The organism is Emticicia sp. C21 (assembly GCF_003418935.1).
Lineage (GTDB): Bacteria > Bacteroidota > Bacteroidia > Cytophagales > Spirosomataceae > Emticicia.
On record NZ_QVMT01000001.1, the window covers coordinates 1,110,186 to 1,135,593 of the forward strand.

23 protein-coding genes are annotated in these 25,408 nt (G+C 40.0%); 18 read left to right on the forward strand and 5 right to left on the reverse strand.

What is annotated here, in order from left to right:
- The first annotated feature begins 116 nt into the window (after positions 1-116).
- The 4 genes from lysA to D0T08_RS04460 all read left to right on the forward strand — a co-directional run bounded on the left by lysA (position 117) and on the right by D0T08_RS04460 (position 4,592).
- A complete protein-coding gene (gene lysA, locus D0T08_RS04445) occupies positions 117-1,337 on the forward strand; it encodes a diaminopimelate decarboxylase (protein WP_116981362.1) in 1,221 nt (406 codons plus the stop codon).
- Between the two features lie 202 nt (positions 1,338-1,539).
- A complete protein-coding gene (locus D0T08_RS04450) occupies positions 1,540-2,751 on the forward strand; it encodes an acyl-CoA dehydrogenase family protein (RefSeq protein ID WP_116981363.1) in 1,212 nt (403 codons plus the stop codon).
- Positions 2,752-2,916: 165 nt separating this feature from the next.
- The gene (locus tag D0T08_RS04455; protein WP_116981364.1) at positions 2,917-3,684 is read left to right on the forward strand and encodes a hypothetical protein; all 768 of its coding nucleotides are present in this window, start codon (positions 2,917-2,919) and stop codon (positions 3,682-3,684) included.
- Between the two features lie 149 nt (positions 3,685-3,833).
- Positions 3,834-4,592, forward strand: coding sequence for a hypothetical protein (locus D0T08_RS04460; protein ID WP_116981365.1), 759 nt, complete (start codon positions 3,834-3,836; stop codon positions 4,590-4,592).
- 3 nt (positions 4,593-4,595) lie between these two features.
- Here the strand turns inward: D0T08_RS04460 and D0T08_RS04465 are convergent, their stop codons facing one another.
- The gene (locus tag D0T08_RS04465; protein WP_116981366.1) at positions 4,596-5,240 is read right to left on the reverse strand and encodes a DUF4230 domain-containing protein; all 645 of its coding nucleotides are present in this window, start codon (positions 5,238-5,240) and stop codon (positions 4,596-4,598) included.
- Positions 5,241-5,593: 353 nt separating this feature from the next.
- Between D0T08_RS04465 and miaA the strand changes: the two genes are divergently transcribed.
- The gene (gene miaA, locus D0T08_RS04470) at positions 5,594-6,511 is read left to right on the forward strand and encodes a tRNA (adenosine(37)-N6)-dimethylallyltransferase MiaA (protein WP_116981367.1); all 918 of its coding nucleotides are present in this window, start codon (positions 5,594-5,596) and stop codon (positions 6,509-6,511) included.
- Positions 6,512-6,541: 30 nt separating this feature from the next.
- Here miaA and D0T08_RS04475 read toward each other — a convergent pair whose 3' ends face one another.
- A complete protein-coding gene (locus D0T08_RS04475; RefSeq protein WP_116981368.1) occupies positions 6,542-7,042 on the reverse strand; it encodes a GNAT family N-acetyltransferase in 501 nt (166 codons plus the stop codon).
- Positions 7,043-7,099: 57 nt separating this feature from the next.
- Positions 7,100-7,711 (reverse strand): DJ-1/PfpI family protein, encoded by a 612-nt coding sequence (locus D0T08_RS04480; RefSeq protein ID WP_116981369.1) that lies wholly within the window; start codon positions 7,709-7,711, stop codon positions 7,100-7,102.
- 125 nt (positions 7,712-7,836) lie between these two features.
- Between D0T08_RS04480 and cmk the strand changes: the two genes are divergently transcribed.
- The 12 genes from cmk (at position 7,837) to D0T08_RS04535 (ending at position 19,569) form a co-directional block, all read left to right on the forward strand.
- Positions 7,837-8,538 (forward strand): (d)CMP kinase, encoded by a 702-nt coding sequence (cmk, locus tag D0T08_RS04485; RefSeq protein ID WP_116981370.1) that lies wholly within the window; start codon positions 7,837-7,839, stop codon positions 8,536-8,538.
- A gap of 5 nt (positions 8,539-8,543) precedes the next feature.
- Complete coding sequence (locus D0T08_RS04490; protein ID WP_116981371.1) at positions 8,544-9,602, forward strand: FAD-binding oxidoreductase; 1,059 nt, start codon at positions 8,544-8,546, stop codon at positions 9,600-9,602.
- A 67-nt stretch (positions 9,603-9,669) separates the two neighbouring features.
- Positions 9,670-11,991, forward strand: a complete 2,322-nt coding sequence (locus tag D0T08_RS04495; protein ID WP_229238894.1) for a hypothetical protein — start codon at positions 9,670-9,672, stop codon at positions 11,989-11,991.
- 94 nt (positions 11,992-12,085) lie between these two features.
- Positions 12,086-12,640, forward strand: coding sequence for a hypothetical protein (locus D0T08_RS04500; protein ID WP_116981372.1), 555 nt, complete (start codon positions 12,086-12,088; stop codon positions 12,638-12,640).
- Between the two features lie 47 nt (positions 12,641-12,687).
- Entirely contained in the window at positions 12,688-13,707 is a 1,020-nt protein-coding gene (locus D0T08_RS04505; RefSeq protein WP_116981373.1) for a phosphotransferase enzyme family protein, read from the forward strand.
- 292 nt (positions 13,708-13,999) lie between these two features.
- Positions 14,000-14,140: a hypothetical protein gene (locus D0T08_RS27525; protein WP_158561192.1), complete on the forward strand. Its 141-nt coding sequence runs from the start codon at positions 14,000-14,002 to the stop codon at positions 14,138-14,140.
- Positions 14,141-14,402: 262 nt separating this feature from the next.
- On the forward strand, positions 14,403-15,485 hold the full coding sequence (locus D0T08_RS04510) for a winged helix DNA-binding domain-containing protein (protein WP_116981374.1): 1,083 nt from the start codon (positions 14,403-14,405) through the stop codon (positions 15,483-15,485).
- Between the two features lie 9 nt (positions 15,486-15,494).
- Positions 15,495-16,265: a helix-turn-helix transcriptional regulator gene (locus tag D0T08_RS04515; protein ID WP_116981375.1), complete on the forward strand. Its 771-nt coding sequence runs from the start codon at positions 15,495-15,497 to the stop codon at positions 16,263-16,265.
- A 31-nt stretch (positions 16,266-16,296) separates the two neighbouring features.
- Positions 16,297-17,031 carry a BlaB/IND/MUS family subclass B1 metallo-beta-lactamase gene (gene bla / locus D0T08_RS04520; RefSeq protein ID WP_116981376.1) on the forward strand — a complete coding sequence of 245 codons (735 nt, stop codon included), beginning with the start codon at positions 16,297-16,299 and terminating at the stop codon, positions 17,029-17,031.
- Positions 17,032-17,041: 10 nt separating this feature from the next.
- Complete coding sequence (locus D0T08_RS04525; RefSeq protein WP_199538111.1) at positions 17,042-17,908, forward strand: helix-turn-helix transcriptional regulator; 867 nt, start codon at positions 17,042-17,044, stop codon at positions 17,906-17,908.
- 93 nt (positions 17,909-18,001) lie between these two features.
- A complete protein-coding gene (locus D0T08_RS04530) occupies positions 18,002-18,769 on the forward strand; it encodes a nuclear transport factor 2 family protein (protein WP_116981378.1) in 768 nt (255 codons plus the stop codon).
- 134 nt (positions 18,770-18,903) lie between these two features.
- Complete coding sequence (locus D0T08_RS04535; RefSeq protein WP_116981379.1) at positions 18,904-19,569, forward strand: MCP four helix bundle domain-containing protein; 666 nt, start codon at positions 18,904-18,906, stop codon at positions 19,567-19,569.
- Positions 19,570-19,828: 259 nt separating this feature from the next.
- Here D0T08_RS04535 and glgB read toward each other — a convergent pair whose 3' ends face one another.
- On the reverse strand, positions 19,829-21,799 hold the full coding sequence (glgB, locus tag D0T08_RS04540) for a 1,4-alpha-glucan branching protein GlgB (protein ID WP_116981380.1): 1,971 nt from the start codon (positions 21,797-21,799) through the stop codon (positions 19,829-19,831).
- A gap of 150 nt (positions 21,800-21,949) precedes the next feature.
- On the opposite strand from glgB, the gene D0T08_RS04545 reads away from it, so the two are divergent.
- Complete coding sequence (locus D0T08_RS04545; RefSeq protein ID WP_116981381.1) at positions 21,950-23,212, forward strand: replication-associated recombination protein A; 1,263 nt, start codon at positions 21,950-21,952, stop codon at positions 23,210-23,212.
- A gap of 153 nt (positions 23,213-23,365) precedes the next feature.
- Here D0T08_RS04545 and D0T08_RS04550 read toward each other — a convergent pair whose 3' ends face one another.
- Complete coding sequence (locus D0T08_RS04550; RefSeq protein WP_116981382.1) at positions 23,366-25,378, reverse strand: beta-L-arabinofuranosidase domain-containing protein; 2,013 nt, start codon at positions 25,376-25,378, stop codon at positions 23,366-23,368.
- Positions 25,379-25,408: the final 30 nt, after the last annotated feature.

Sequence of the window (25,408 nt, forward strand, 5' to 3'; positions counted from 1 at the left end):
TAATAGGTTGACAGACATTCAACCCTACTCCAACCCTACCCAACAATAGGGAGGGACTTAGGGAGTGGGGTTTTACACATTTTTCATTCTCAAACCGCTGTTTCACAGCAAATGCTATGTTTTCTATTCAGAATTTTACAGTTGAGTCTTTAGCCAATCAGTTCGGAACACCTTTGTATGTGTATGACGGCAATAAAATTGAGGAACAAATCGGCAAAATGCGCAAGGCATTTGCAGGTAGTAATCTCAAATTAAAATATGCCTGCAAAGCCCTTACAAATATTAATATCATGAAACTCATGCGAAAGAATGGGGTAGATATTGACGTGGTTTCGACACAGGAAGCTCATCTGGCTATTCTGGCAGGATATGAGCCACATCAGATTCAATATACACCAAGCGGTGTAGCCTTCTCGGAGGTGCAGGAGGCTGTAACATTAGGTTTAAGAATGAACCTTGACTCGCTACCATTATTAGAGAAATTCGGGCAAATTTATGGTAGTTCGTTGCCTATTTGCCTGCGTATTAATCCGCATATCATGGAGGGGGGTACAATCAAAATCTCAACCGGACATAAAGATTCGAAGTTTGGTATTTCGATTGAACAGGCTGATGAAATTCATGAAATCGTAAAAAAATACGGTCTTAATGTAGTAGGTCTGCATCAACATACAGGTTCAGATTTCAAGAATGCCCATGTGATTATTGATGCAGCTGAAAAGCTATTTGACTTAGCTTTCAAATACTTCCCAAATCTTGAATTTATAGACTTAGGGTCTGGATTTAAAGTAGCTTATCGCGAAGACGATCATGTAACTGATATGGAGAAACTAGGCAAAGGCGTAGTAAAAGTCTTCAACGAGTTTTGCGAGCAATATGGTAAAGATGTACAACTATGGTTTGAGCCGGGTAAATTTCTGGTAAGTGAGTGCGGTTATCTGTTGACAAGGGCCAATGTGGTGAAACATAATCCGGGTCGTAATTTTGTGGGTGTTGATTCTGGGCTGAATCATTTGATTCGTCCGATGATGTATGATGCTTACCATGAGATCATCAATGGGTCTGATCCGGATGGTGAGGGGAAAGAGAAATATGATATTGTAGGATATATCTGCGAGACAGACACTTTGGGTAAAGACCGTACAATTCCGATAGTAAATGAGGGTGATATTATTGTGATAAAGAATGCCGGAGCCTATGGATTTTCTATGGCTTCTAACTATAATTCGCGTTTCCGCCCGGCCGAAGTCTTGATTTATAATGGTGAAGTGAAGTTGATTCGCCAACGCGAAACGATGGAAGATATTCTGAAAAATCAGGTTGTGTTGGATATATAGATTGGTACATCATTCTGGTATGATTTTATTGCCACAATGTACACAAGGTACTCAATGTTACACAATTGTTTTATAGTGTTACATTATGTATCTGTTGTATATTGTGGCAATATCTTTTTTCCTATCAAGCATCATATTTTCAAAATTGTATAGTAGTAATAGATTGTTTACATTTGAGGTATCAACCAATTAGAGTACAGACATGACCGCTTCTGAACAAACTTTCCATCGCTCAAGCAAAAAAGACGAATTTGAATCACCTGATTTTTATGATATAGACGATTTGCTGACTGAAGAACATAAGATGATTCGCTCGGCAGTTCGTGATTTTGTGAAGCGGGAAATCTCTCCTATTATTGAAGATGCGGCGCAACGCTGCACTTTCCCTGAGTTTATTGTAAAGAAGTTTGGAGAACTTGGCGTTTTTGGCCCAACAATTCCACTGGAATATGGCGGCCAAGGGCTAGACTATATCTCCTACGGATTGATGATGCAGGAGATTGAAAGGGGCGATTCGGGCATGCGTTCAACTGCATCCGTTCAGGGTTCGTTGGTCATGTTTCCTATCTATAAATATGGTAGTGAAGAGCAAAAAATGAAATTTCTGCCGAAGTTGGGAAGCGGAGAGTTTTTAGGTTGCTTTGGGTTAACAGAGCCTGACTTTGGTTCGAATCCGAGTGGTATGACCACCAATTTTAAAGAAGACGGTGACCATGTGATTCTGAATGGTTCCAAAATGTGGATTTCTAATTCACCCAAAGCTGATGTAGCCGTAGTGTGGGCAAAGAATGAACAAGGACGTGTAAAAGGTTTGATAGTGGAGCGTGGAATGGATGGATTCAGTACGCCCGAAATACATGGTAAATGGTCTTTAAGAGCGAGTATTACAGGTGAGTTAGTTTTTGATAATGTAAGAGTACCTAAAGCAAATATTTTACCCGATGCTGATGGGCTGAAAGCTCCGATGTCTTGCCTTGATAATGCCCGCTACGGCATTGCCTGGGGAGCTTTGGGAGCTGCGATGGATTGCTACGATTCTGCCCGAAGATATGCGATGGAACGAATCCAGTTTGATAAACCGATTGGGGCATTTCAGTTGACACAAAAGAAACTGGCAGAAATGCTGACCGAAATCACCAAGGCCCAACTAGTTTGCTGGCGATTAGGGAATCTGAAAAATCAGGGCAAAGCTACCACGGCACAAATCTCTTTAGCAAAGCGCAACAATGTAGCAATGGCGCTTGAGATTGCCCGCGAAGCTAGACAAATACATGGTGGTATGGGTATTACAGGCGAATACCCGATTATGCGCCACCAGATGAACCTCGAATCAGTAGTAACCTATGAGGGCACGCATGATATTCATTTGTTGATTTTAGGAAATGCTATTACCGGGATTCCGGCGTTTAAATAACCATTTAGTGATTTAGTGATTTAGTGATTTAGTGATTTAGTGATTATTAAATTTAAGCACAATATTCGCTTTAAACAATTCTTTAATTCGTAATTTTTAATCACTCATTCACACAATCACTCATTCACTAAATAAACACTACCACCTCGCTGACGACTAAAATTTATGAAGAAAACTACTTTCTGGCTGTGCCTATTGTGCACTATTCAATTAGCGGCGCAAGACCGCATTCTTACCCTTAAGCAAGATACTCTCAGAGTAAAAGTAAGCAGTGTCGACAAACAAAAAATTGTTTATTATCTGGAAGCAGATAAAGAGAAAAAATTGCAGGAAATTCCTGTAACTGACCTTCACAAAATCATCTGGCGGACTGGTCTGGAATATATCATTAATCAGGAAATTGAGGATAAGCATAAAAAACAGTCCTCTACTAGACCTGAAGTAAAATCAGTTTCAAACATTGAACCTGCTGAACAAAAAACCAAGATAGTTGAAAAAAAGAAAGAGGCTTTGGCAAATACCCCTTCGGATGAAGCACCTGAAATTACGATGGATAATAATATAGCCTGGATAATCTTTAGAGTGAATGGGAAAAAAGTAAAGCGGCAGAAAGTAGAAAGAATACTTCGTGGGTATGATTATGAATGTTTTCAGGTATTCAAAAAAGGCAATAATTTATTGGGGAAAGGTCAGATATTTATGGCTGCCTCTACAGTAGTTTTTGCCTTTTGGCTGGCTTCCTCTCCTACATCCGGAACAGATACTATAGGATTAGCAACTCTATCTGTTGGCTCTTTAAGTAGTTTTTCAATCTGGTATTCAGTCAGACTGATGGAAGAGGCGATTAAAGAATATGAGTTCAGGCGTACTACCTATACTTTAAATCCATCACTAATACCATCATCTCAATCACATGATATGTTTATTCCCTGAAAATTTACTTATCTCTTACAAACCTCTGTCTTCAGTTTGATATTTAATGTTGACCGATAAGTAACTTTAATGAATATGTATTTCAAAATAATTATTCGCTGATTTACAAATCAGCCATTTTTCACTACCTCACTGGCGACTAAAATTTTATGAAGAAAACTACTTTCTGGCTGTGCCTGCTGTGCGCTATTGAATTGTCGGCGCAAGACCGAATTCTTACCCTTAAGCAAGATACGCTCAAAGCAAAAATCAACAGTATCGACAAACAAAAAGTTATCTACTATCTCGAAGCAGATACAGATAAAAAACTACAGGAGATGCCTGTGTCAGACTTGCACAAAATCATCTGGCGGACTGGTCTTGAATACATCATCAATCGGGAGTTTGAAGATAAGCATAAAAAAACTACCAATAAACAGCCTGAAATAAAGTCGGTTCCAGTTTCTAAGCCTGTTGAAGAAAAATCGCAAACTATTAAGAAGGAGAAAGAGGTTGTAATTATAGAAGTTCCTGCTGTAAAGGATGCGCCCAAATTAAGAGTAAGAAGATGGATTTTATGGCGTACCTATACTTCAAATGGCATGCGGGTGGGGCGTAATAGAATGGAGGAAATCATGAGTAGATATGATTATGAAACCTACCAGGATTTTGGTAAAGGAAATGATAAATTTAAACAGGGCCGGAAAATATTCTACCTTTCAAAAATCCCTCTTTTTTCGCTTTATATTATACCTATTTATACGCCAATATTGCCTGATTTACTACTTTTAGGAGCAATGACCATGGAAGTAATTTCAATAGTAAAAGAAATAAAAGGTGAAAAACTCATGCGGCACGCAGTACTGGCTTATGAAGAAAAGAGATTAGCCAATAAATTAAACCCAAAGTTTGTGAAAACTAAATTTTAGAGATTATTCTGCATTATTGATCTCCTGAAATTCAGTGAATTCAGACAATTCTTTTTTATTGTTGGTTTTTAGTTGTTTGTAGTCTATTTCCCAATTAACTGACGCAGCTAACTGGTTCATCATCAAGCCTACCTGTCGGTTGGCTACTTTAGGCAAATCGCTCTCCAGGGCTTTTTCCTGCATTAGTTTTTTGGCTTCATTCAGAATATTGGTATAATCTTCATGACTGAATTTATTCAACCAGCCCTGGTCTATGTCATAGAACTTATAATCTGTATCAATTGATAGCACTTCTGCTTGTGGAAAATCTTCTATTATCAGTTTTCGTGTCGTTTCATCTCTCATCACTTTCATTTTTCCAAAATCAAATCCAACCGAAACTTTTGCCCTCGAAACCACCAAAGCTTTCTTATTAATCTGAAATAAGCCCCAGAAGTCTTTTTTACTATTATGGTCGTAGATTTCAGTGAAATAACCCTCTGCCACTACCACCTTAAACACTTTCTCTATACGTTCGAGCAGTAAAGTAGATTCACGGCGTAGTTGCTCACGGTTATCACGTATTTTCTTGCCATAAATCCAATTAAAAACCTGCCAGGCGGCTATTCCGCCTACACCCAAAGCTGAAATAAAAAACAGAAAGTCCATGTTTTGCAAAGTGTTCGGTTTTTATTGAGACGTAAAAATTGAAAGATGTTTCTTAATCAAATATAGAAAATTTACGCTAATTGGTGCTCTTTATATTCTTTTGTTTTGCTTAGTCCACTGATGTTACTTTTTGGGCTGCAAAAAAAGCATCTCAGTTCCAGAGTTTCAAACTTGCTATTCCTTAAATTATTTTATCTTTTCATAGTCCCGGGTTGTTACTTTTTTGGGCTGCAAAAAAGTAACAACCCGAGACGATGAAAACAAAATAACATAAGGCATATTAGAGTATATGCTAATCTGAAGAATAGATAATTTTCAATACTTTTGTAACGAAAAAGTTATTTTAAACAAACTTGAAACAAACACCAGATAAATATTTAATACTATTAGTTGGCCCGACGGCTGTTGGCAAAACCGACTTATCTATCAGATTGGCTCATAATTTAGATACTGAAATTATATCGGCTGATTCAAGACAGTTTTATAAAGAATTAAGTATTGGAACAGCCAAACCTACTATACAAGAAATGGATGGCGTTACCCATCATTTTATTGATTCGCATAGCATTGACTCGTATTACAGTGCGGGAGATTTTGAAAGAGATGTTATCAGGCTATTGGAAGAGGATCTATTCAAGCGAAAAGATGTGGTGATTATGACGGGAGGTTCCGGCTTGTTTGTGAAAGCCATTACGGATGGCTTAGATGATATGCCCGAAGCACCCCTGGCTTTGCGAGAAAACCTGATGCAAAGACTCGAAACCGAAGGTGTAACAGTACTAGCGGAAGAACTCAAACAATTAGACCCTGAGTATGCCGCTACTGCTGATTTGCAAAACTCCCAAAGAGTGGTAAGGGCCTTAGAAGTATGTTTAAGCACAGGAAGGCCATTCTCTCAATTTCATAAAAAATCCAAAATCGAGCGGAATTTCGATTTCATTAAAGTTGGCATAGAACGTCCACGGGAAGAACTATACGACCGGATTAACCGCCGGATGGATATAATGTTGAACAATGGTTTGATGGAGGAAGTAAAAGGGTTAACGAGTTACAGAAACCATAATGCCTTACAGACTGTGGGCTACAAAGAAGTCTTTGATTTTCTGGATGGCGCTTATGATTACCCCACGATGGTAGAATTATTGAAGCGCAATTCGAGGAGGTATGCCAAAAGACAAATGACCTGGTTTAAAAATCAGGATGATTTTCGATGGTTTAATGCGGAAGATTTTGAGGGGGTTTATGAATATATACAATCAGGGATTAATTAAAATGATTCGTGGCGATAAACAGCCCTGAAATCATAATTCAAGCCGATAAAGCCAGTACTTTTTCCCAAGTCTGGATGGCAGTTCTCTAACCTGATTGAAGCCCATGTCTTCATACAAATGGCGGGCTGCATCCATAAATTCGGACGTATGCAAAGCAATGGTTTTCTCACCTGTGGTTCTGGCATGATCAATGCATACTTCAATCAAGCGTCTACCCAGACCTTTTCCGGCATAGGCTGCATTAACCCCAACCATTCTCAGATAAGACCAGTCTTCCTGAAAAATGTCAGTTGGATTGCCTCTGGAAAAAAGAAAGGCCATTCCAATAACCTCATTGGCATGCTCACATACAAAACACGTTGATTGGTTGAGCAATTCAGGATAAGTATTTTCACCAGTCAGGTAATTTTTCAGTTTTTCCCAATTATCCTCAGTTAACTGGTCTTTAAAATTCCCAAAAGAGTTGAGTCCGATTAGTTTAAGTTTTTCAATGTCGTCTATTGTAGCCTTTCGGAAGATGTATCCTTGCATTAGAATTAGTTGCTGGTTTTTAATGTAATTTCTGTATTTAGTAGCAAATATAAAGCTTTAAATCCTCCAATAATCATACTGAATGTACTTGGCTGTTTCATTAGACACTTCTCTCCCCAACAATTTAGACAATATATACAAAGACATATCAATCCCGGCCGAAACACCTGCTGAGAGGATAATCCGTCCATTATCAACCCAGCGTTCTTCGGGAAATAGGGTTGTGTTTGGTGCTACTTCGCGCATTTGCTCTACTGCTTTAAAATGCGTAGTGGCAGATAAGCCTTCTAACAATCCTGCTTTGGCCAGCACTAGCGACCCTGTACACACAGAGAGTAGTAACTCCACTTTTTCGTTCATGGCTTTTACCCAATCAAGTAATTTCTGGTTATGCATTTCTCTTCTGGTGCCAAAGGGTGTGCCATCAGGTTTGTGCCCTCCCCCACCCGGAATCAGTAATATATCGGGTGTCGGGCAATTATCGAAAGTATACGTAGCTTCAATAATCAGATTATTACGGGCGGCAATTTTTGGCTTTTCAGCCACTGTAAACACATTGAAATATCCTGCTTGTCCGCCTTGTTTTCCGGCTACACCAAAGATTTCAAATGGCCCGGCAAAGTCGAGCACTTCAACGTCATCAAAAATAAAAATACCTACTGATTTCATAAACTAAGAATTAAGGGCCTGATTTTTTGAATAATTCAAAGATTCAAATGAAAAATCTTCAAAACTCTCTACCCGAATTGTTACTCTCGCAAATTAGATTTTTCTTTGTAAAAAAATCCCATTGAATGCAGAAAATTACTATTGCCGTTGATGGCTATTCGAGTTGTGGTAAAAGTACAACAGCCAAAAGAGTGGCAAAGAAATTAGGCTACAGTTATATCGATACAGGTGCCATGTACCGCTCGGTAACACTCTATTTTCTTGAACACCATGTAACACTCACCAACGAAAAAGAAGTAGAAAAAGCCCTCGAAAACATTCATATTGAGTTTCGCCGTAATCCGGGTGATGGTAGAAATGAAACCTGCTTAAATGGCTTGAATGTAGAAGACGAAATCAGAAAATTATATATTGCCAATCAGGTAAGCGAAGTAAGCGCTATTGCTGCCGTACGGCATGCGATGGTAGCGCAACAACGCCGGATGGGCAGAAAGAAAGGAGTTGTGATGGATGGCCGGGACATCGGAACGGTAGTGTTCCCGGATGCTGAATTGAAGATTTTCATGACTGCCGACCCCATCATCCGGGCGAATCGCCGACAAATAGAATTAGCCGAAAGAGGTGATTTAGTAGACCTGGAAGAGATTATTGAAAACATCAGAAAAAGAGATTTAATAGATACTACCCGCAAGGAAAGTCCACTAAGAAAAGCGGATGATGCCATTGAGGTAGATACATCCTACATGACTCTTGATGAACAGGTAGATGTGGTTTGTCTTCTGGCCGATGAGGCGTTTAGCAGGAAGTTGCAAAAAAGCGGTCAGTGAGGAGTATGAGACAGTTTGATTATATCATCGTAGGTCAAGGCATTGCAGGGTCTTTACTGGGCTATCAACTATTGAAAGCCGACAGGCGTGTATTGATACTGAATGATGAATCTATTCCTACTTCTTCGGCCGTTGCCGGAGGGATTTTTAACCCTATTACCGGAAAAAATCTGGATAAAACCTGGCTGGCGGATACTATTTTTCCTTATTTCAAGGATTTTTATCTTTCTCTCGAAAAAGAAACCTATAGCCGGTTCTACCACGAAACCAATCTCTTCCGTCCTTATGCTAATGAGCAACAACGCAGGCATTTTCTGCAATTGACCGATGAATATGATTTGGATCAATATATTTCTCTCGTAAAGCCTAACATCTATACCGAGGTTGAAAATCCTCTAGGAGGACTTTACACTTCCTCTGCCGGATGGGTAGATGTACCTTTGATGCTTGAGGGGCTGAAACAATTGTTCATACAATCGGGTGCATATCAGGCTGAGAAATTTGATTATCAGGCATTAGAAATTTCAGAGGAACAGATTTCCTATAAAAACTTTCAGGCGCCAAAAATTATTTTCTGCGAGGGATATTATGCTTCGCAAAACCCCTACTTCAAGTGGTTGCCGTTTAATCCTGCCAAGGGTGAAACATTGATTGCCAGCATGGCAGACTATTCCATCAAAGAAATCGTCAATCAGGGCTCATGGATTATTCCTCTGGGAAATCAGCAATATAGATTCGGTTCCACTTATGTCTGGAATCAGTTGAACTGGCACACTACTCCTGAAGGTGAAGAAGCCATTACCGGTAAAATCGACAAATTCCTTAAAACTTCTTATCAAATTATTGGCCAACAGGCGGGTATCCGACCAACTACAAAAGACCGCCGCCCATTCCTGGGCAACCATCCTGTACATTCCAACGTCTATGTATTCAACGGATTAGGCACAAAGGGTGTATCGCTGGCTCCCTACTTTGCGGAGCAAATGTTAAATCTTTTAGAAAAAAATAAAGATTTAATACCAGATTCTAACATTCAGCGTTTTTATTCGTTATATTCGTTATAAGAAACCCCTTAATCCAGGATATTTAGTTGAGAGACCCGAACGAAGGAGCGGGATTATACAGAGAGCTATGAAAAAAATCTCTACTTATCGTCGATGCGCGCTGCGCTTCATTACCCTTAATGCTCTTATTTTCATAGGAATACAAACTGCTTTTGCCCAAAGTTATTTTTCATCAACACAGGAAGAGTTTGGTAAAAACCGTATTCAGGAAAAAAGATTTGAATGGCTTACGATCAGAAGTAATAATTTTGAGTTTAATTATTACCGTGGAGGCGATAAAATCGCCCAAAGTGCTGCAAAACTCTCAGAAAGTGAGTATGACCGAATCACCGAGTTGTTGGGTTATACGCCTTTCACAACCATGAAAATCTTCCTGTATAACTCAAAAAAAGACCTGGAACAAAGTAATATTGGTCTTACTGCCCCTATTGACCTGGATGGTAGTATTCTGAACTTAGCCAAGTCGCGCGTACAGATTGCGTATACAGGTAATGAGGAAACTTTCAGAAAAGAATTAATCAGACAAATATCCCGCTTGTTTGTGTATGATATGCTCTATGGTGGTTCGTTGAAAGAAGTGTTGCAGAGCTCACTTCTATTGACAGTACCTGAATGGTATATGGCCGGTATCTCTGCTTATATCTCAGAAAACAGCGAAGACCCTGCCGTGCTTGACCGTTTGAAAGTGGCGGTGATGAAAAACAAAGATAAAAAGATTTCGCACCTGGAGGGAAAAGATGCTGAATTGATAGGGCAATCTATCTGGAATTATATTGCGATGCGCTATGGCAAAGATAATATTTCTAATATTCTGAATCTGACCCGGATTATCCGTACAGAAGAATCGAGTATTACCAGTACGTTGGGTATCTCTTACAATCGTTTCATGAGAGAGTGGAAAGAGTTTTATCTCACGGGTGCTTATGCCAATGTAAATGAAAAAAATGATGAACCAAAAGAGAAAACCATTGTTTCACCTAAAATAGACTTATCGAAGCCTAAAGAGAAACTGGTATTACAAAAGGGTGAGGTTGATACTGATAATTATGAATTTGATGCCGAGAATATCATCAAGTCTCTGGCTAATGAAACAGCGAAGAACAAGGTTGATAATACAGATAAATCGACACCTAAGCTGGGTCGCTACAAAGAAACACTGAAAATCAAAGGGCCGTTTGCATATGAAAATATCATGATTGCCAACGATGTGAAGTCTGACTTTTTGATGGATCCTGTGCGCCGGATGGGTATGAAAAACACCCTGGTGCTGAACGATTTACTGGAGAATCATAATATTAAATTAGGACTTTTCATTACTCCTGTACTCAGAAATCACGATATTTTCTTAGAATATAACAACAATACCAAGCGTGTTGACTGGGGTTTAGGCATCATGCGCCGCTCGATTTCGTTAGGCGAACTGGATTATCGTAGTTTGTATTTATTCCGCCCGTTGGGTATTACTACACCATCTAGCGCAATTATTGCTATCGACAGACGCTTGTATTATAACAAGTTTTCGGCTTATGCCAATTATCCTTTAAGCCGCAACCTGCGCGCAGGGATTTCTCCTTTCTTCATGACAACTACCGATGTTGATCTGGTTGAATTAGGTCGCAAGAATCTTTCTTCTAATTATGTAGGTTATAAAGCTGAAATTGTATTCGATAATACTGTTCCGCTATTCAGCAAAGTGGTAACAGGTACCCGCGCTAAAGCTCGTCTGGAACGCTCGTATAGCCTCAATACAAGCAACGAGAATTTCAGCCGTTTGGTGATTGATGCCCGTCATTATCAGAGAATCCTACGCAGCTTTATTTTTGCTGCCCGTTTATCGTATAGCCGCTCGTTGGGTAATGCCCCAAAAGTAACATTCCTGGGTGGTATGGAAAACACCATCAACCGCTCGGTTGAAACACCTAACGGACAAGGCACAGGTGTACCACGTGATTTGCGTGATGTATTGTTCTATGATTATGCCGGAAACTTAAGAGGTTTCAACTTTGCGAAACTATTCGGTACCAGTCACTTACTAACCAACTTTGAATTACGCCTGCCATTGGCACAGTATTTCTCTAAAGGCTCGCTTACGTCTAATTTCTTACGTAATATGCAATTTGTAGGGTTCAGCGATATTGGCACTGCCTGGTATGGCAATAAAGGGCCATTCAACCGTCAGAATAGCTTAAATACAGAGGTAATTGGTGGGGGTGATAACCCTTTCAGAGCAACGGTGACCAACTTCAAAAACCCATTTCTGGTGGGTTATGGTGTCGGTATGAGAACAACTATTCTGGGTTATTTTGTGAAAGCCGACTATGCCTGGGGACTTGAAGATAAAGAAGTAAACAAGCCTAAGCTATACATTTCACTTGGTTACGATTTTTAATCGACACATAGCCTTTGGATAATAGTATCCGAAGATCATATAGAAAAACCCGTTCCTACCGAATGGGTTTTTCGTTTGTTTAACCAACAACCTGATGAATGCCCGGCATAAAAGAATCCAACAGACAGCCATTTTATACAACCAATTGATTAATTTCTTCTGGACAATACTGGCTTTTGCGCCTGTGGTGTATTTCTGCTATCAGTATCTGCCGCTAAGGCTTTTATACATCTTTTCGGGTATTAGTTGCTTAGTTATTTTCCTACCTACCTCTTTACTGAACAAAATTCAGCTAAGTCAATCTTCAAATGCTTACACGAAAATAGGCATTCGGTTTATAAAGAAATACACACAGAATGGCGATTTGGTGAATCGCTTCATCAAAAGCCAGCACCCACAATATAAATATGCAGACAACAAACAGGCCATTAAGAAACTGATTGGTAAGTCTTATATGCAGGAGAAGTTTCATTATGTGGTCTTTGTATTTTTTATGTGTATTATGGTTTATGCAATTATGCGTGGGCTGGTTGGCTGGGTGGTTTTCATTGGAGTGGCTAATATTATCTATAACCTTTATCCTATCTTTCTACAACAATACAACCGGATCCGGATTAACTATTTGTTGCAAAGGCAAGCTGACTTATAGAAAAAAACATTAAACATTATCCACCTTTATAAACCATTCTACTATCAATGAATCATTTTCCAGTCATTACCTCCACACTTTCAGAAAAGCATCTGGCTTTATTTTTACAAAAAAAATATAACCTAAGTACGAATACCACCTGCCAGTTATTGAAAACCGGAATCAATCATGCATATCTGGTTACTGATAATGAGCAGAAGTCTGTTTTCAGGGTTTATAGCCTCAATTGGCGAAGCAGACAGGAGATTTCAGAAGAAATCAGGCTATTGAATCTTCTGAATGAAAATCAAATGCATGTCTCTTACCCTATTGCTGATGTAAATGGCGATTATATACAGACATTGAATGCACCGGAGGGTGAAAGATTTGGGGTGATGTTTTCGTATGCCAAAGGCGAAAAGGTGCTTAATTTATCGCCTACCTTACACGAGAAAATCGGTGAGATTATGGCAAGGTTTCATCAGATTACGCATAATCTACATATAGATCGAGTGACTTATACGCCCAAAAAAGTCTTACTCGAATCACTTCAGCACTTCTTTGGTTTTTTGCCTGATGATACCCCAGAAGTAGAATTTATCAGATACGCGCAAGAGCATCTGTTGGAACAATTAAAGAAAATAGATGAGACACAGGTAAGAAAAGGCGTGATACACCTGGACATCTGGTTTGATAATCTGAACATTGCAGACGAAAAAGACATTACGCTTTTTGACTTTGATTTCTGTGGGAATGGCTGGTTGTGTTATGATGCGGCCTATTATATTATGCAGATTTATAGTGTTGAAACTGACGAAAATGAATACAAACAAAAGGCCGAAAGTTTTCTGAAAGGCTATGAGTCTATTACACTGCTTACGGCTGAAGAAAGACGTATTTTACCTATGTTGGGTGAATGTATTTATCTTTTTTATCTGGGTGTACAATGCCAGCGATTTAATAATTGGTCAAATACTTTTATCAATGAAGTTTATCTGAAAAGATTCATCAATTTACGAATCAAACGATGGTTTGAATATAATCAGTTGGATAATATCGAAGTTGTTCAGGGTTCATCCTTCCCTTAAAAAATGGTCGTTTTAGCCCGTTTTAAACAATACATTTTTTAAATAGCAACAAAACAATGTGGCTGTAGCGAGGTGACAGTCGCACTGGGTGAGGCGCAATAGTTTGATTTTACCAAAAACCTCCCCGAACACTTTGAAAACACAATCCAAAATCGGAAATTTAGAAGATGTATGCACAGTCGGATACCCCGATTCTGGACACCCAGGCGGGGATAAAAATTTTCACAAGAACTATTCAGAGGCTGGGAAATTACTAACCTCTAAAACGTAACTGGAAAAGGTTACCAGTCTGGTGGGAACCTTTTTGAATGAGGACAATGATGATTACCAGAAAAATCAGAATAGCGACACTCAAACGGAACCTGAAAAGGTTACCAATCTGGTGGGAACCTTTTTAAACGAGGACAGTAATGATGCTAATCAAACCATCTAAATGATGATTACCAGAAAAATCAGAGTAGCAACACTCAAACGTAACTGGAAAAGGTTACCAATCTGGTAGGAACCTTTTTGAATAAAGACAGCAATGATGCTAATCAAACCATCTAAATGATGATTACCAGAAAAATCAGAGTAGCAACACTCAAACGTCACTGGAAAAGGTTACCAATCTGGTGGGAACCTTTTTGAATGAAGACAGCAATGATGCTAATCAAACCATCTATTGGATATAATTATAAAGATTGAAAAACAAAATGACCAACAACGAAATCATTGCACACAGGCTTTATAACCAACAAATCACCGAGACAAAATTTACCAAGCCCGAAGAAATAGTTTCGTGTTTAGTAGCAGTACAGGCACAGGAATACGCCATGTCGAAATGGGCCATAGGGCTGAGACTTAAAGGGGTGAAAGAAGCCGATGTTGAACAAGCCATTAATGAGGGCAGGATTCTGCGCACGCATGTGTTGCGCCCAACCTGGCATTTCGTACACCCGGCTGATATCAGATGGTTACTTGCCTTAACTGCCCCAAGAGTACATGCATTTAATGCCTATCAGTATCGAAAAAATGGGTTGGATGCGGCAGTATTTAACAAGTGCAATGATATCATGGTCAAAAATCTGGAGGGTGGCAAGTCTCTTACTCGTGCGGTCCTGAATACAGAATTTCAGCAAGCAGGTATTGTGACTGATACAGTTGGTTTAAGTTGTATTATGATGCAGGCCGAACTGGACGGAATCATCTGTAGTGGGCCTCGCCAAGGGAAGCAATTTACTTATGCTTTGATTGATGAGCGTGTACCTCCTACCCCCGTATTTACCCAAGAAGAGGCGTTGAGTCAATTGGTATTGCGATACTTTACAAGCAGAGGCCCTGCTACAATACAGGATTTTGTCTGGTGGTCAGGCTTAACTATCAAAGATGCTAAAATTGGTATTGCAAACCTCCCTCCGTACTTTGTAAATATCAAAGTTGATAGAGAGGAGTATATTTTTGCGCCAGGCAATATAAAAGAACTAGAGCATCCTAATCATTCTTTCCTGATGCCTGATTATGACGAATATGGCATTGCCTACAAAAACCGTGATGCTATTTTGTTACCGAAGCACAAGGTTGCTACAAGTGGAGAAAGACCCATATTTCCTTTCAACCGAATGGTAATTATCAATGGAACGATTGTAGGAGCCTGGCAGCGAACAGTTAAAAACAAGGAAATCAATGTAGAAATTGCTCCTTTTTATACGTTTAATGCGCAGGAGAACGCAACTATGGAGAAATCAATTAATAGATTTAAAACTTTCTTTGGTGAAACTATTGACGACGCCGAATAAGATTCTGTGATGGGTTTAACGACTTTTATTCCGAACGACATACTGAAACCTTATATCAGTTTGCTGGCTATTTCTGAGGTCACTCATGAAACGGAATATAAGGTTTTGCCCGGCACTTCGCTGGTGATGGGCTTTCAGTACCGCGGACGATTGGTTACTATTGAAGACACCTCTATTAAACCTTTAAATACGGCAGGTATCACAGGTTTACAGGATAAATTCAGGGTATTTCAGAACTCAAAAAATATTGGTACTGTGCTGGTGTTCTTTAATGAAACCGGAGCAGCTTATTTTTTCAGAGAGCCTATGAATGAGCTTTTTGGTGAGAGTGTTTCTCTGGAAAACTTTGTTGAAAAATCTTTGCTAAATAAGATTGAAGAGCGATTATCAGAAGCAGAAAACCATCACGAACGTATTGGTATCATTGAGCAATTTCTGATGGCACGCCTGCAACCGATTCAGACTGATGCTTTGGTGCAGTCAGCTATTCAGCAGATTCAGTTAGCCAAAGGTAATATCAGAATCAGCGACCTGGCCAGGCAATTGTATACAAGTAAAAGTCCGCTTGAAAAACGATTCAGAAAGATTGTAGGTGCATCACCTAAGAAATTCGCTTCTATCGTTCGATTCAATGCCTTATTGAAAGATTACAATCTTGAAAAATCCTTAACTGAATTAGGCTACGAGGCAGGATATTTCGATCAGGCACATTTTATCCATGATTTCAAGATTTTTACCGGAGAAACACCGGAAGGGTATTTTGGAAAAGACAAATTATAATTCAATTTTCTATATTCTATAATCACCATCAATGACCACCATCAAATCATTAATCCTAATCATCGCATTACTCTTTAGCATCCCATCATGGAGCCAAACCAAAAGATTGGAAATTAAACACCTGACCGGAAATTTCTATATCTACATCACGTACAGCGATTTCAAAGGCACGCTTTATCCGGCCAATAGTATGTATGTTGTGACTAAAGATGGGGTAGTGATGATTGATACGCCCTGGGACGAAAGCCAGATGCTACCACTGTTGGATAGCATAGAAACACGACATCACAAGAAAGTAGTGATGAGTATCTCGACCCACTTTCATGCCGACCGTACAGCGGGATTGAATATCCTGAAAGCAAAAGGAATCAAAACTTATTCCAGCGTAAAGACATGGGAGCTTTGCAAGAAGTTTAAGGAACAGGAAGCTGAATTTCATTTCATGAAAGATACCACCTTTAAAGTAGGTGAGTATATCTTTAAAACCTATTATCCGGGAGAAGGTCATGCGCCTGACAATATTATGGTTTCGTTCGATAAAGACAAGATTTTATATGGGGGCTGTTTTGTAAAAAGTACCGAAAGCACCGATGTTGGTAATTTATCTGATGCTAATCCGGTAGAATGGGAAAAATCTTTGGCTCGGGCTATTAAGAAATACCCTGCGCCTAAATACGTGATTCCAGGGCATTTATCTTGGGAAAGTAACAAGACTATGCAGCATACTCTGGATTTAGTTAAAAAGCATAATAGCAAGCAAAAGTAAAACACGTTTTGTGGTAACAGATATAAAGAAATACACCTTTAAAGAAGGGTTGCCGATGGGCTTTGAGATAGTGTCTTTGAAAGAACTCTATATCAAAGCTAAAGGCAGCCTTACTACGCCACACCGCGCTAATTTTTATCATATCCTTTGGTTTCAACATTGTAATCTCACGCACTTAGTTGATTTCAACCCCGTTTCAGTAAAGCATAATTCTGTTCTTTTTCTTAACAAGGACACGGTTCAAATATTTGACAATACTGAGGCCATAGATGGCAAAGCTATTCTGTTTACGGATGATTTCTTTTGCCAGTCAGCTGATGATCTAAAGTTTCTGCGGAGTACAGTTCTATTCAATGACCTGTTTTCGGTTTCTCATATAGAAATCACTTCTGGTAGTTCATTAACTGAAATCTTTGCCTTGATAGAAAGGGAATGGCAACAGACAAAAGATAATTATCAGGCTGAAATTTTACAGAATTACCTGCACAACTTTCTTTTATTGGCTGAAAGGGAAAGAAGAAAACAGAATTTCATCGAAATCAAGAAGGGTGCTGATTTAGATTATGTACTGCTTTTCAAAGACCTGCTCGAAAACCAGTTTAAAACCAATAGGCAGGTAAGCCAGTACGCTTCGCAAATCAGTATTACTGAAAAGCGTTTGAATCAGGCGACTTCTAAAGTATTAGGTAAATCCCCAAAGGAGATGATTGACGAACGGGTATTGCTGGAAGCCAAACGATTGTTGACGCATACAACAGAAAGTATTAAAGAGATAGGTTTCTCTTTAGGTTTTGATGAACCCACCAACTTCATTAAATATTTCCGCAAGCACCAGAAAGTGACTCCTGTGGAGTTCAGGGAGAGGATATTTGCATAGCCCTCTGCCCAAAAGTATCATTTAAAGGCCCAAAGCTACCTTTATGCACATCTGTTTAAGCACCAATTTTGCATCATTAATCAATGACAAAATATGGGACTCTCAAACAAACAAAAAGTAGTTGATTTACTGAAATCAATCGAAACAGGTGCTACTGAACCTGTGGCTTATATCAATGCCGAAAAATATATTCAGCATAATTTAGGGGTAGCTGATGGTTTGGCGGGCTTTGGTCAGTTATTGCAACAATTGCCGCAGGGTTCAGCCAAAGTGAATACGGTTCGCGCTTTTGAAGATGGTGATTTTGTATTTGCGCATACCGAATATAATTTCTTCGGCCCAAAAATCGGATTCGATATTTTCCGTTTTGAGGATGGGAAAATCGTGGAACATTGGGATAATTTACAGGAAACTCCTGCTTCTACAAATCCTAGCGGGCATAGTATGATTGATGGCTCAAGTGCTTTAACCGATCTTGATAAAACAAAGGGAAACAAGAGCTTTGTACGCAGTTTTGTAGATGATATTCTGGTAAATGGCAGCATGGGGAAACTGGCCTCTTATTTCGATGGCGATAACTATATTCAACATAACCCTCTGATTCCAGACCAACTTTCAGGGCTTGGCAAAGCCATTGGCGAATGGGCAGCACAAGGTATTACCATGAAATATGATACCATCCATCAGGTATTAGGAGAGGGTAACTTTGTACTAGTAGTGAGTGAGGGACATCTGGGTGGTATACATAATGCCTTTTATGATTTATTCAGAGTAGAAAATGGCAAAATCGCTGAACATTGGGATGTGATAGAGGCGATTCCGGCCAAAGAACATTGGAAAAACCAGAATGGTAAATTCTGATATTAATAATACATTCAAAAAGGCTGCTGTAGAAATATAGCAGCCTTTTCTGGCATCTTTTAGTCAGAGAAAACGTTAATAAAATATAGTTATTTTTACTTATATTTGTATTAAATCAATTTTTGTAATTCATCATGAAATGGGCATATAGTATCGAGCAGAAGATGAAAGCCGCTATGGCACTCACCGTTATTTTTGTTTTTTTATTTATCAAGAATGTCTCTGATAAAAGACATTTTAATGAATTAGGGGATAGCTTTTCGGCGGTATATGAAGACCGCCTGCTGGCTGAAAGTTATATTTATGAGATGTCGAATCATTTATCCAGAAAAAAACTTTTGGTGGATGATTGTAATACCAAAGAAGACCTCAATCAGATTAAGGATAAGATAAAGGTTCATAATAATGCCATTCAGTCTTTAATAGGCTCTTATGAAAAAACTAAATTGACGCCTACCGAAGAGGTTTTGTTTAAAGATTTCAAGCGGAAGATTGACAGTGGCCTGGCTTTAGAGCAAAAGCATATCTATGAGTCTGATTTCAGTAATGCCCAAAGTGCTAAGCAGATATTAGATGAGGCTTTCTATGGGGTCTTGAACACACTGAATCATCTGTCAAATATCCAGATTACAGAGGGAGCAAAACTGAATAAAACTTCGCAGAAAATTGTACTGGGGTCAACGTCTGATAACCAGTTTGAACTGACGCTGTTGATTGTTTTAGGTACGGTTATTCTGACATTGATTTTTACTTCTAATTCTACAATGCCAAAGATTCCAAGGGATCCTTCTTTGAATTAGGTGTACCATGGAAAGAAAGCATTCATTATTCGGCGGCTGAGCGGAGCGGTCGCCGCGCGGCCGAAGCCCCGGGGCACTTGACCGACTGTTTCCTTAGCACGAGCTTCGGCTGCGCTCAACCACCGGCTTGGCACTTTAAAATGACTCATTAATTCTTAACAGGATAACGATTGATTGTGGTGGCCTCTCTGGTCAGGCACCGAAAATTCTTCGGATTTTAGAATAGTGAAAAGGCTCTGAAAAATCAGAGCCTTTCGTTTTATTTTTTCAATCTGAACACTACCCCTCCCAATGGTGGCAATGAGACTTCAATTGAATTATCTTTTCCATGTAATGGTGTTTTGTCGGTTTTTAAGTCACCATTTACCACGCCTGTTCCCCAGTATTTCTGGTTATCGCTATTGAAGATTTCTTCGTAAGTACCTTCTGCCGGTACACCAATTCTATAGGGTGAGCGAGGCAGCGGAGTAAAGTTCAATACGATTACTGTGGTATCTTTTTCATTGAAACCTTTTCGGGCATATACAATTACGGCATTTTCGCGGTCGCTGGTATCAATCCATTCAAAACCATCGGGTGAGAATTGTTTATCAAATAATGATGCTTCGCTACGATAGAGTTTATTCAGGTCTTTCATCAACTCGTTAACCCCCTTATTTGGCTGATTTTCCAATAAATGCCAGTCGAGACTCTTCTCAAAATTCCACTCGGCATATTGGGCAAATTCACCTCCCATAAACAATAGCTTAGTGCCCGGGTGAGTAAACATGTAAGTAAATAACAAACGGAGGTTGGCAAACTTTCGCCACTGGTCGCCAGGCATTTTTTCAATCAATGAACCTTTACCATACACCACTTCGTCGTGCGAGAGTGGCAGCATAAAGTTTTCAGAGAATCCATACACTGTGCTGAAAGTGATGTCGTTCTGATGCCATTTTCTGTACATAGGGTCTTTGGCAAAATAGCGTAGGGTATCATTCATCCAACCCATCATCCATTTCATGCCAAAGCCTAAACCACCTGTATAAACCGGTCTTGAAACGCCAGGGAATGCCGTTGACTCTTCAGCAATGGTCTGTGTATCTGGGAAACTTCTGTATATTTCTTCATTTAATTCCTTGAAAAGCGAGATTACTTCAAGATTCTCCCTTCCACCAAATATATTCGGTACCCATTCTCCGGCATTGCGAGAGTAATCCCGATAAAGCATAGAGGCTACAGCATCAACGCGCAAACCATCAGCATGGAATCTATCTAGCCAGAAAAGCGCATTACTTATCAGAAATGAACGCACTTCGTAGCGCCCGTAGTTGAAGATATAACTTTTCCAGTCGGGGTGATAACCCTGACGTGGGTCTTCGTGCTCATAAAGGGCCGTACCATCGAAACGATAAATACCATGTGCATCATTTGGATAATGTGAAGGAACCCAGTCAAGTATTACGCCGATACCATTGATATGAAGTTGTTCAACGAGATACATGAAATCCTGCGGTGTGCCGAAACGGCTACTTGTAGCAAAATAGCCTGTAATCTGATAACCCCATGATGGTTCGTAAGGGTGTTGCATTACGGGCATAAACTCTACGTGCGTAAAGCCCATTTCTTTGATATAAGGCACCAAAGTATTGGCAATTTCCCGATAGGTTAGTCTTCGTTCTGGGTCGCCCGGGTCGCGTTGCCACGAGCCCACATGTAATTCATATACAGAAATTGGCGCGTTTAGCGCATTTTTCTGACGGCGGGTCTGCATCCATTCCTGGTCTTTCCACTCGTACCAGTTATCCCATACGACGGAAGCCGTTTTAGGCGGATGCTCCCAATGTAAGGCATAAGGGTCGCCTTTTTCCAGGTCTTCGCCAATATTGGACGAAATAAAATATTTATAGACTTCACCATTACCTATATTCGGAATCCAGCCTTCCCAGATACCCGAGCCATCCCAACGGGAGTTCAGTGGATGAGCGCCACGAGTCCAGCCATTAAAGCCACCAATTACTGCCACATAGCGGGCATTGGGCGCCCAAACGGCAAAGTAAGTACCTATGACACCCTGGTATTCAAGCACGTGTGAGCCCATTTTCTCATAGAGGCGATAGTGCTTACCGGCCTTGAAAAGATTAATGTCAAAATCAGTAAATAAACTGAATGACTCTACGTTTTTGAAACTGGGGCTGTTTTCTTCTTGAGGTTCTTCTTGTTTCTTGGTAGAAGTCGTTTTCTTTGCCATAGGTCGAAGCGAATCTGGTTTTGTTTTCGAATGGGTAAAAATAGAGGAGTGGTTCTACAATTCCAAGAAGCGAAGTATATTTGTCTGTGAAAATATTTCTTGTTAAATTTCTACCGCTACTAAGATTAATTATAAAAATCTCATAACAACATGACTGCACCATTAGCCGAACGCCTGCGTCCGAAAAAATTAGATGACTATATCGGACAAGAACATATATTAGGGAAAAACAAACCGCTCCGCAAAGCCATTGAGGCTAATCTGGTACCGTCGATGATATTGTGGGGACCACCGGGTACGGGCAAAACCACGCTGGCCTTATTGATAGCTGAAACCACTAAAAGACAGTTTCATCAACTGAATGCCGTAAGTTCGGGCGTGAAAGAATTGCGTGAGGTGATTAGCAAGCCATCGGGTTTGTTTCCTCCGATTGTATTTATTGATGAAATTCATCGGTATAATAAATCTCAGCAGGATTCACTATTAGCCGCTGTTGAAAAAGGGAAGATTACACTCATAGGCGCCACCACAGAAAATCCCTCTTTTGAAATTAACGGTGCAGTGCTTTCAAGGTGTCAGGTATATGTATTGGAATCTTTTGGAGAAAAAGAGTTAAAGGAACTGACGGATAGAGCCGTCAGAGAAGATGTGGAACTACAAAAACGAGATATAAAAGTAGAATCGTACGAGGCTTTAATGCGTCTTTCAGGTGGAGATGGACGTAAATTATTGAACCTGTTGGAAATTATTACTTTTTCTTTTCCACCTGATACACCGATTGTGATTACTGATGAATTGGTAGAAGAAGTGGCGCAGCGGAATATAGCCCGCTATGATAAATCGGGCGAGCAGCATTATGATATTATTTCGGCCTTTATTAAATCATTGAGAGGATCAGACCCAAATGCGGCTTTGTATTGGATGGCGCGTATGATTGTGGCCGGAGAAGACGTAGAATTCATCGCTCGACGTATGTTGATTCTCGCTTCTGAAGATATTGGGAATGCGAACCCTACGGCAGTAATTATGGCTAATAATTGTATGCAGGCAGTTAAGACAATCGGGTATCCTGAGAGCCGGATTATTCTCTCCCAGACAGCTATTTATTTGGCTACTTCGCCTAAATCTAATGCTTCGTATATGGCCATTGAAAATGCCATTGCACTGGCTGAGAAAACTTCCCATCTGCCGGTGCCGCTGGCTTTACGCAATGCGCCTACCAAGCTGATGAAGCAGATTGGCTACGGCAAAAACTATAAATATGCTCATGATTTTGAAGGCAACTTTACCAAACTCAACCTTCTGCCTGACGACCTGAAAGGTACAAAACTCTATGAACCTAGTAATAATGCCCGTGAAAATGAGATTCGCCGACAATTGCAGGCCTGGTGGGCTGAGTGGTATGGGTATTGAGTACTATGGTTGGTTAAAATACTATTATGGTGCGTAAACGTAGAGACAGGGCAATGCCCTGTCTCTACCAAACATGCGTATACAAGAATGTTTAATTTATGAAACCTAGTGAAATTAGCCGTTGAATTCTAAAAATAAAGTATTATCAAGGCTTTACCTTTGATGAGCATCTACCACTGGAAATTGTGCAATACGCAAAGTTGTACAGCCATAGGGTATTAGCGTAAGCGTTTCCAGAGGTGTACCTAGATTATTATAGGGATATGATGGAAACGGAATTTTCCCTGTTGAGTTCATTGTCTTTTCCCAAAATGGAATGATTCTTCCTTTAGCTGTTACAGTGATTGGGGCATTTTCTAGATTCCATGGATAATCAGAGATAGTTTCATTTACTTTTACCTCCATTGAATCGGCGCTAATGTATTTTTTTGAGATACCATAGTTCCACGGAGTGGTATTTGTTACTTCATAAAAAGTATCCGGGTAATCATTGGTTTTTACCTCACTCCATTTCTCACCAATTTTCAGGGCATAAACCAATGGGCCGCGCTCGATACCTACCGATTTCTCGTACCAATACGAGTATCTGAATTCCATAGGTAATTGTAAGGTTACCTCATCATTTTCAGACCATTGGCGGTTGAGTATCACTATCTTTTCACCATTATAGGTTTGCTCTTTGCCATTTACCTTGATGATGGGTTTTGTGCACCATTCCGGTATTCTTAAATGTAGCGGGAATTGTATTTTGCTATTGGTCTGATAAATGAATTTAATCTGGTCGGAAAATGGATAATTGGTTTCTTCGGCGAATGTTACTTCTATGCCGCTGGCTACTTTTGCCTTTACTATTGAAGCTGAATAAACCAATGCCGCCAGACCATTATCAGCCGTGGCATACCAGAGATTCTGTACGAATTTTGGGTAGCCCTGATGCATATTTGATACACAGCATGGGTAGCCAGTGGTAGTGCCGAACACCAATCGGGCTTCGCGGTCGTCGGCAAAGTTTCTGCCTTTATCTGTTATTTCTATCTGGTTTACCTGCTGGAAGTATTGTTTTTTGGTATACTTATCATCGTGCTGAGTTGGCAGTACATTAAACGCGATTTTCTCTAAATAATCGGCGTAATAGACATCGCCAGTAATGGGTAGCACGCTCTCAAACGAATACATCAACTCAACTGCCGAACAGAGTTCTGAGCCTTGGGTCGGGTCGTTGCCATGCAATTGTTCATCGCCACCGTACATGCCATTCACAAATCCATGTACATCCTTTAGTGCCGATAAACCTTCTTTTACAGCATAGCTATATTGTGCTTCGGGGTGTTGCTGGTAATAAATCAAAGGCTCTTTAATACCCTGCGCTACATTCACACAATGCAAATCAGGGTAAGGATTCATTTTGCGGACGGTATTGTTGGTCAGAATGGTCGTCCAGTTAAAGGATTGTTTATGGATGATTTCGGCTAAATCGAGTAAGTATTTTTCTTTGGTGATATTATAAAGCCAATAGACTATTTGCAGATTGTCTCCTCCCCTTTGTTCTGCCCAGAATGTATATTTGCCTAAAGGAACCGTCGGCAGCATCTTTAACTGGTATCTGAAATATTTATCCATGAGCGTAACTACCCGCTTATCCTGCGTTGCCATATAGTATTGTTGCAGGGCTTTGAGCATCACCATTTTAGGCCACCAGTCTTCACTCATGGTTTGTTGCGTGCCTTTGATAGGTTTCATGGTTTTGGCATCAAACGGATATGGCCCGAAATAGCCATCAGGACGTTGGTTTTTGATGCTCCATTCAATCCATTCCTGTGCTTTGGCTTTAAGTTTGGCATCGTTCAGGATATAAGCCAAAGGTACTAATCCATCAATCCAATAAGGGCCACGCTCCCAGCTATCGCCAGTGCCGCCAAGCCAACCGTTGTTTTTTCCACAAACCAGGGCATAGACACTATCCAGATTTCCGGTCAAGCCATCTCTTTGGGTTTCCAGCATTTTTCTCAACCATCCTTTGGGTTGGATATTGCCTAATGGCAAGGCAGTGTATGGTTGGGCGTATAGTGGAGATTGATTGGTGATGTAGTGGGTGTTGCGGGGTTGGGCGTTGAGGGTGGTTAATAAGGTATTGAGGAATAATAAGGTGATGAGAATCGATTTCATGGAATTTGATGTTCATAGGTTTTTGCAAAC

What these genes read in the sequence shown, in the direction of transcription:
- lysA (WP_116981362.1), top strand. Translation starts at nt 117, where the DNA reads ATGTTTTCTATTCAGAATTTTACAGTTGAGTCTTTAGCCAATCAGTTC.
- D0T08_RS04450 (WP_116981363.1), top strand. Translation starts at nt 1,540, where the DNA reads ATGACCGCTTCTGAACAAACTTTCCATCGCTCAAGCAAAAAAGACGAA.
- D0T08_RS04455 (WP_116981364.1), top strand. Translation starts at nt 2,917, where the DNA reads ATGAAGAAAACTACTTTCTGGCTGTGCCTATTGTGCACTATTCAATTA.
- D0T08_RS04460 (WP_116981365.1), top strand. Translation starts at nt 3,834, where the DNA reads ATGAAGAAAACTACTTTCTGGCTGTGCCTGCTGTGCGCTATTGAATTG.
- D0T08_RS04465 (WP_116981366.1), bottom strand. Translation starts at nt 5,240, where the DNA reads ATGGACTTTCTGTTTTTTATTTCAGCTTTGGGTGTAGGCGGAATAGCC.
- D0T08_RS04475 (WP_116981368.1), bottom strand. Translation starts at nt 7,042, where the DNA reads ATGCAAGGATACATCTTCCGAAAGGCTACAATAGACGACATTGAAAAA.
- D0T08_RS04480 (WP_116981369.1), bottom strand. Translation starts at nt 7,711, where the DNA reads ATGAAATCAGTAGGTATTTTTATTTTTGATGACGTTGAAGTGCTCGAC.
- cmk (WP_116981370.1), top strand. Translation starts at nt 7,837, where the DNA reads ATGCAGAAAATTACTATTGCCGTTGATGGCTATTCGAGTTGTGGTAAA.
- D0T08_RS04490 (WP_116981371.1), top strand. Translation starts at nt 8,544, where the DNA reads ATGAGACAGTTTGATTATATCATCGTAGGTCAAGGCATTGCAGGGTCT.
- D0T08_RS04495 (WP_229238894.1), top strand. Translation starts at nt 9,670, where the DNA reads ATGAAAAAAATCTCTACTTATCGTCGATGCGCGCTGCGCTTCATTACC.
- D0T08_RS04500 (WP_116981372.1), top strand. Translation starts at nt 12,086, where the DNA reads ATGAATGCCCGGCATAAAAGAATCCAACAGACAGCCATTTTATACAAC.
- D0T08_RS04505 (WP_116981373.1), top strand. Translation starts at nt 12,688, where the DNA reads ATGAATCATTTTCCAGTCATTACCTCCACACTTTCAGAAAAGCATCTG.
- D0T08_RS04510 (WP_116981374.1), top strand. Translation starts at nt 14,403, where the DNA reads ATGACCAACAACGAAATCATTGCACACAGGCTTTATAACCAACAAATC.
- D0T08_RS04515 (WP_116981375.1), top strand. Translation starts at nt 15,495, where the DNA reads ATGGGTTTAACGACTTTTATTCCGAACGACATACTGAAACCTTATATC.
- bla (WP_116981376.1), top strand. Translation starts at nt 16,297, where the DNA reads ATGACCACCATCAAATCATTAATCCTAATCATCGCATTACTCTTTAGC.
- D0T08_RS04530 (WP_116981378.1), top strand. Translation starts at nt 18,002, where the DNA reads ATGGGACTCTCAAACAAACAAAAAGTAGTTGATTTACTGAAATCAATC.
- D0T08_RS04535 (WP_116981379.1), top strand. Translation starts at nt 18,904, where the DNA reads ATGAAATGGGCATATAGTATCGAGCAGAAGATGAAAGCCGCTATGGCA.
- glgB (WP_116981380.1), bottom strand. Translation starts at nt 21,799, where the DNA reads ATGGCAAAGAAAACGACTTCTACCAAGAAACAAGAAGAACCTCAAGAA.
- D0T08_RS04545 (WP_116981381.1), top strand. Translation starts at nt 21,950, where the DNA reads ATGACTGCACCATTAGCCGAACGCCTGCGTCCGAAAAAATTAGATGAC.
- D0T08_RS04550 (WP_116981382.1), bottom strand. Translation starts at nt 25,378, where the DNA reads ATGAAATCGATTCTCATCACCTTATTATTCCTCAATACCTTATTAACC.